The following is a 5875-nucleotide window of genomic DNA, read 5'->3' as shown; positions in this document are numbered from 1 at the left end:
TAGGCGCGACGCCGACGGCGAGGGCAACTACGGCTTCGACGTCTTGGTGCCCTGCCCCGCCGACGCAGACCGCGACGACGATGACGAGCCGTGCGGTCCGGCCTGGCTGCCCGCCTACAGCGCCACCGACCTGCTGCGCGCCTACCAGGGGCGGCACGAGATCGGCGACGGCCTGGTCTGCGAAGGCTGCGGCTACGAAGGCGAAATCGACCACGAGGCCGCCGACTGGGAGGCCGGAGCCGACACCGGCGACGACCCCGAGGGCCACGACGACCTGCAGGCGCAGTACGCGGAGGCGGTCCGGTCGTGAACACGCCCCCCCCATCGAACCGATCCTGGGCCCGGTGGAACGCCTCGCCGCCGCCCTGCGCGCGGGACTCGGAGAGGCCTGGGAGTCGACCATGGGCCCCGGCGCCCCCACCGCGATCCTCGCGCACGCGGGCCGGTCGGTCGCCGCCGACCCCGACCCCGAGACAGGCCGCATCACCCTCCAGGCGAGCATCGACGGCGGTGACGGGCGCACCCCGACCGCGATCTACACCGCGGACATCGCCGGGCACCGCGACCTTCTCCACTGGCTGTCCTGCGGCAACCTCACCGAGGCCGCCGCGGTGATGGCGCGCACCCTCCGGCTGCTGCTCGCGCAGCTCCCCTCCCCTATCGACTCGCAGGACGGGGGCGACAGGTGAGCGCGGCTTCCAGCACAACACAGCAGGGATGGGACCAGGCGACCTTCAGCTGCGGCCGGTGCGGCGCCAACCGCACGGCCACCAAGGAGGCCGACTACCTCCAAGCCGTCGGCGCCCACCGCGACGCCCACGCCGTCTGGGACCGCCTCAACCCGATCGAACGCGACGGCCTCGCCTCGATCCTGCGGGTGCTGCTGGCCGATGTCGGCCTCGGCCGGGAATTCCTGGCCCTCATGGACAGCCAGCCCCAGCCGACCACCCGCCCGAACCCCACCACACCGGAAGGAGCCACCCCGTGAGCCTGATCGGTCAGGAGGAAGGCATCGAGCACGGGACCCTGCGCGGCCACCGCCAGCACACCCGCAGGAAGGTCCCCGCGACCGAAGCGTGCGGCTGCCTGCAGGCCAAGCGCGACGACGAACAGGCCAAGTCCGAGGCACGCCAGGCCGGTCACTCGCCCCGGGCCGCCAGGCAGCACCGGTGGAACGGCGGGCAGTTCGCCGCCGGCACCTCCCGCCCGGAGGCGAACACCGCTGTCCGGGAGGCCTGCACCACCGACGGCTGCGCCCAGGAAGCCACCGGCCGCTTCCCCACACAGCGCGGCTGGGTCCGCGTCCACGTCGCCGGATCGACCGAGCCCGCCCGCGACTACTGCTCCGGCTCCTGCGCCACGTACGGCATCGCACTCGCCGAACTCCGCATGGACAACGCCGCCTGAGCTGACGGCCGCCCGTGCCGCCCCAACCCCCGACCAAGCGGGTTGGGGCGGTGCGGAGGACCGGACAGACCCGCCCGGCCCAGCAGAAAACCCCCGAGAGGAGGACCACCCCTCATGACCGTTCTTCACCTCGCCCCCATCCCCCGGGACGACCGCCCGCACAACGACGACGCCGGTCCTGAGCCGATCGTCGCCCTGCACCAGCGGGTGCAGACCTTCGACCTGTCCCAGCGGCAGGAGCAGCGCGGCGAGGAGGCCGCCTTCCAGGCCGTCCTCAACGCCGACGCCGTACTCACCGGCGCCTTCCCCGACACCCTCGACACCGTGGTGCAGGCCATGTCCTGGACCGGCCACCCGCCCGTCCCGGACCAGCAGTTGATGGCCTCCGCCGTCACCTACCTCGGCTCCGCCGACGGCAAGCGCGGCTGGTGGCTCCACTACGCCCGCCGCGAGGAAGGCACAGGCGAGGACGGCGGCCTGGTCCACGTCCTCACCCTCATCGCCCCCTGCTCCTGCGGCACCTACCTCGCCGTGGAACTGGTCGACGAGGACCACCTGATCGTCCTGCTGGACGAACTCGACACCGCCCCCGGTGCACCCGTCGACTGTGACTACCGGCTGCGGATCCGCGCCAGCAGCTACGCCGACCCTGCCCACAGCAGCGTCGAGCCGACCTTCTAGGCCCCGCGCTCGCAACCGCCCCGTGCACGGACGACAGCCATGTACTCCGACCCGTGGCTGGTGACCTTCCGCCTGCTGGATGAGGCCGGCACCCGCCACAGCTACGTGATCAAGGACGCCGCCAGCGCGTTCCTCGCCCGTCAGGCCGCTCGCAAGCTCGCCGATACCCCGGCCGAGCAGGCCGCCCGCCGCGGCGCAGCGATCGACCCCCGCTACGACGACGTCCTCGCCCTCAGCCCGATCGTCCTGGCCCGCACCCTGCGCTTCGAGCCCAGGACACCCACCTGAATCCGCCCCGGGACGGCCGCCTTCGGCCTGAGAAACCAGCCGGCCGTCCCGGGCCACACCACCCCGCCCGCAGGCGAGAGGAGCACCCTCATCATGCCGTCCCAGCACGCCACCGCCCACTCCCCCAGCCCAGCCGCCGCCCGCATGCGCGCCATCGGCCTCCACCGCCGTCGCAACGCACCCCGCCGCGGCCCCAGCTTCCTGTGTGGACCCTGCAACGTCGCCTGGGCGGGCGCGGAAGCCGACTGCTTCTCCTGCGGCCTGCTCGCCACACAGGAACACAGCCACCCCGGCACCGCCCTGCAGCTGCTGCTGATCGCCGTCGGCCGCAGCCCCGTCTTCAAGACGGAGCTCGGACAGCGGGGGGAATCCCGGTGACCGCTACGCTCGCGGACACGTACGACGCCCGCCTCTACGCCCGGGCCCGCCACGAAGCTGAGCCCACCGGCGCCCTCTTCACCGCCCCCCAACGCCCCGCGCCGCTCACGCCCGAGCAGCAGCGCCTCAACTTCGAGCTGCTGGGGCAGGCCATCAGCTCCCCCCACCAGGCCGGCCCCGCCGAGCCGAACCCCACCAAGATTCGCGCGCTCACCATCCAGCCGCCCTGGTCGGACCTGATCGCCCTCACCGACGAGGAGATCGCCAAGCGCATCGAGAACCGCGTGTGGGCCACACACTGGCGCGGCACCCTCCTCATCCACGGCGGCCAGACCATCGACAAGCAGGCCCTGGCCCTGCCCCATGTGCGCGCGGCCCTGCCCGAGGACTACGAGCCGGTACAGGGACACGTCGTCGCCGTCGCCGACCTCGCCGGCATCCACGCCGACGACGGCGCATGCACCCGCTGGTCCGAGCGCGGCTGCTTCCACTGGCAGCTCACGAACGTCCAGCGCCTCCCCGAGCCGGTCCACGCCACCGGATCGCAGCGCCTGTGGAAGCCCAGCCGCACGCTCCTGGACGACATCACCGCCGCCAACCCGCAGCTCACCGCGCGGCTTGAGGCCGCGTAGGCCCGATGACGGCGCCAGCCGGGGCCGCCGCCTTCCTCGCCGAAGCCCACGGCGCGGATCGCTACGGTTCGGTCGAACGTTGCACAGGGCCACGCTTGGCTGGGGCAGGGCTGTCAGCGTTTGACGCGGTTGCGGATGGCGAGGACGGCCAGGCCCAGGAGGATGGGTTCGGTCAGGCGGGAGGTCATCTCGATGTAGGTGCCGGCGGTGGTCAGGTCCTGGCCGGAGGCGCGGAACACCACCGAGTTGAGGGTGTCGTTCAGGGCCTTCTCGAAGCGCTTACCGGTGAACCGGTCGCTGGTGGGATTTTTGGGGTCGTCCGTGCCGATCTCGAAGGTGACCTTGCCGCCGCCGGCCGGGACGGTGCCGGTCGCGGTCTGCTTCGGGGTGTCCTGCGCGAGGCCGAAGGCCATCAGCAGCAGGATGGTGACGAGCATGGCCGCTCCGAGCCAGGCCAGGGCCCGGGAGGCGCGCAGGCCGTAGCCGGACAGTGCCCAGTACGCGGTCAGCAGTCCCCGTTCACTGCGGGGGATATCGTCGGCGTGGCGGCGCATCTCCATCTCCCCGTAGTAGAAGTCTGCCGCCCCTGGCTCGTGCTTGCCGTCCTCGAAGGCCTTACGCAAAGCCCGGTACACCGGAGCCAGTTGCAGCGGCCCTGCCCGCCCGGTGCCGAGGACCCAGCCCTGGACTGCTCCTGGCTGGCTGGCGCGCCAGTGGTGTTCCTCGGCCAGGACGCGGCGCTCGGTGAACCGGATGGGCGGCCAGTGCCGCCAGTGCACGGCGGGCGGTGCGGTGTTGAAAGTGCAGGCCCCCTCCAGGCGGAGTTGGTCCAGGTGAACCGTGCCGGTGAACAGACATTCCGACAGATCGAGGTCGGCCAGGTCCAGATGGGCCGCGTCCACCCCGCGCAGCGACGCCACCCGCACCCCGGGGTCGTACGCGCTCGGAAATAGACCTTCGGCGAGCGGTCGGCCGTCGTTGAGCACGAACGGATCCGGCTCGGCGGCGATCGTGAGGGGGTACTCGAACACCGCATGCGCGAAGTCCACCCGGGCATAGCGCAGGCGGATCTCCGCCGTCGATGACCAGCGGGTGCGACGGCACTCCAGACGGCGCACAACGAATGAGAGGGTCACCGGACTACCGAACATCGCACCAGACAGCACAAGCCGCCCAGCACGCACCAAAGGCCCGAATTGGTCGGCCTCCACGAAGGTCGCCGAGTCGAACATGGCGTCGCCCTGGAAGGTCGCCGAGTCGAACCAGGCGGTGCCCTGGAAGGTCGCCGACCCGAACGCGGCGGTGCCCTGGAAGGTCGCCGAGTCGAACGCGGCGCCGCCCTGGAAGGTCGCCGACTCGAATCCGGCGGTGCCCTCGAAAGTCGCCGACCCGAACGCGGCGCCGCCCTGGAAGGTCGCCGACTCGAACCAGGCGGTGTCCTTGTAGGTCGCCGACCCGAACAAGGCGTTGTCCTTGAAGGTCGTCGAGTCGAACATGGCGCCGTGCTGGAAGGTCGCCGACTCGAACCCGGCGGTGCCCTCGAAGGTCGCCCACAGGAACGCGGCGCCGCGCTTGAAGGTCGTCGAGTCGAACATGGCGCCGTGCTGGAAGGTCGCCGACTCGAACCCGGCGGTGCCCTCGAAGGTCGCCGACCCGAACGCGGCGGTGCCCTCGAAGGTCGCCGACCCGAACGCGGCGGTGCCCTCGAAGGTCGCCGACCCGAACCAGGCGTCACCTAAGCGGGGGTGACCGGTTACGGAGTCACGAAGGGCGTTGAGTAAGGCGATGAGGAGGGATTCGGTGAAGGTGGTGCCCCGGTGGTCGATGCTGGCGCCGGGAGTCAGGCCGGCCAGATAGGCGTCACGGTCGGCGCCAGCCAGGTGGGCGAGACATTCGGTGTAGCCGGGGACGTGGATGCCGCGGCAGCCGAGAGGATCGGCAGCAGGATCTGCACCGTGTGCGCAGTGCGGCCAGGGCGGTGGTTCGGACATGCTCATAAGCGGCGGCTCCACGGTCAGGTGCATGTATGGACGCTCTGGGGTCGGGAGCGGTTCAGGCTCGACCGTGACGGGCAGCGTCGCCCTCGTAATCGGACGACGAGCTCGGCAAGTAGTCGTCGATCAGCAGCAGGCCGACCCCGAGAGAGAGTGCGGCTGTGCTCCTGGCGCCGGGCAAAGGCATCCGACGCGACTCGAACCAAGCGAAGTCATGGATCGGCCCCGTCGCACATATGCCGCACATGGCTGAACAACCCGTAGATATTCGTCAGGCACGGCGCTCTGAGGGACATATGCCTCACATGCCTGTCGTCCGCGCGACACCCGAGATAACCATTGCTCCCGGTTGCATCACGGGGCGACAGCACGCAGCAGCGCACTATGTTCGCTGAGACGGAAGGCTGAACGACTCAGGTAGCCGAGAAGGCGACATTGATCAATTGACATAGGACAGCAGTGGGGGGGGGGGGGGGGGGGGGGGGGGGGGGGGGA

The 5875-nt window shown here is 71.0% G+C and carries 8 protein-coding genes and 1 pseudogene; 8 read left to right on the top strand and 1 reads right to left on the bottom strand.

Annotation, left to right across the window (positions count from 1 at the left end):
• The 8 genes and pseudogenes from AC3ET3_RS35810 to AC3ET3_RS35775 form a co-directional block, all read left to right on the top strand.
• Window positions 1-310: pseudogene (locus tag AC3ET3_RS35810) on the top strand (ATP-binding protein); the annotation flags it as partial.
• A 34-nt stretch (window positions 311-344) separates the two neighbouring features.
• Window positions 345-689, top strand: a complete 345-nt coding sequence (locus tag AC3ET3_RS35805; protein WP_435613701.1) for a hypothetical protein — start codon at window positions 345-347, stop codon at window positions 687-689.
• Complete coding sequence (locus tag AC3ET3_RS35800) at window positions 686-988, top strand: hypothetical protein (RefSeq protein WP_435613700.1); 303 nt, start codon at window positions 686-688, stop codon at window positions 986-988. Before AC3ET3_RS35805 ends, AC3ET3_RS35800 begins: the two co-directional genes overlap by 4 nt.
• On the top strand, window positions 985-1407 hold the full coding sequence (locus AC3ET3_RS35795; protein ID WP_432158827.1) for a hypothetical protein: 423 nt from the start codon (window positions 985-987) through the stop codon (window positions 1405-1407). Before AC3ET3_RS35800 ends, AC3ET3_RS35795 begins: the two co-directional genes overlap by 4 nt.
• A 114-nt stretch (window positions 1408-1521) precedes the next feature.
• Window positions 1522-2088, top strand: coding sequence for a hypothetical protein (locus tag AC3ET3_RS35790; protein ID WP_435613699.1), 567 nt, complete (start codon window positions 1522-1524; stop codon window positions 2086-2088).
• A 39-nt stretch (window positions 2089-2127) separates the two neighbouring features.
• Window positions 2128-2376 carry a hypothetical protein gene (locus tag AC3ET3_RS35785; protein ID WP_432158829.1) on the top strand — a complete coding sequence of 83 codons (249 nt, stop codon included), beginning with the start codon at window positions 2128-2130 and terminating at the stop codon, window positions 2374-2376.
• A gap of 93 nt (window positions 2377-2469) precedes the next feature.
• Window positions 2470-2754, top strand: coding sequence for a hypothetical protein (locus AC3ET3_RS35780; RefSeq protein ID WP_432158830.1), 285 nt, complete (start codon window positions 2470-2472; stop codon window positions 2752-2754).
• Window positions 2751-3386: an ASCH domain-containing protein gene (locus tag AC3ET3_RS35775; RefSeq protein WP_435613698.1), complete on the top strand. Its 636-nt coding sequence runs from the start codon at window positions 2751-2753 to the stop codon at window positions 3384-3386. Before AC3ET3_RS35780 ends, AC3ET3_RS35775 begins: the two co-directional genes overlap by 4 nt.
• A 113-nt stretch (window positions 3387-3499) precedes the next feature.
• Here AC3ET3_RS35775 and AC3ET3_RS35770 read toward each other — a convergent pair whose 3' ends face one another.
• Window positions 3500-5383, bottom strand: coding sequence for a pentapeptide repeat-containing protein (locus AC3ET3_RS35770; RefSeq protein ID WP_435613697.1), 1884 nt, complete (start codon window positions 5381-5383; stop codon window positions 3500-3502).
• Window positions 5384-5875 lie beyond the last annotated feature (492 nt).

This window comes from Streptomyces sp. bgisy159, assembly GCF_057707805.1.
Note: the sequence above shows the minus strand (reverse complement) of the source record. Positions and strands in the feature narration are given on the sequence as shown.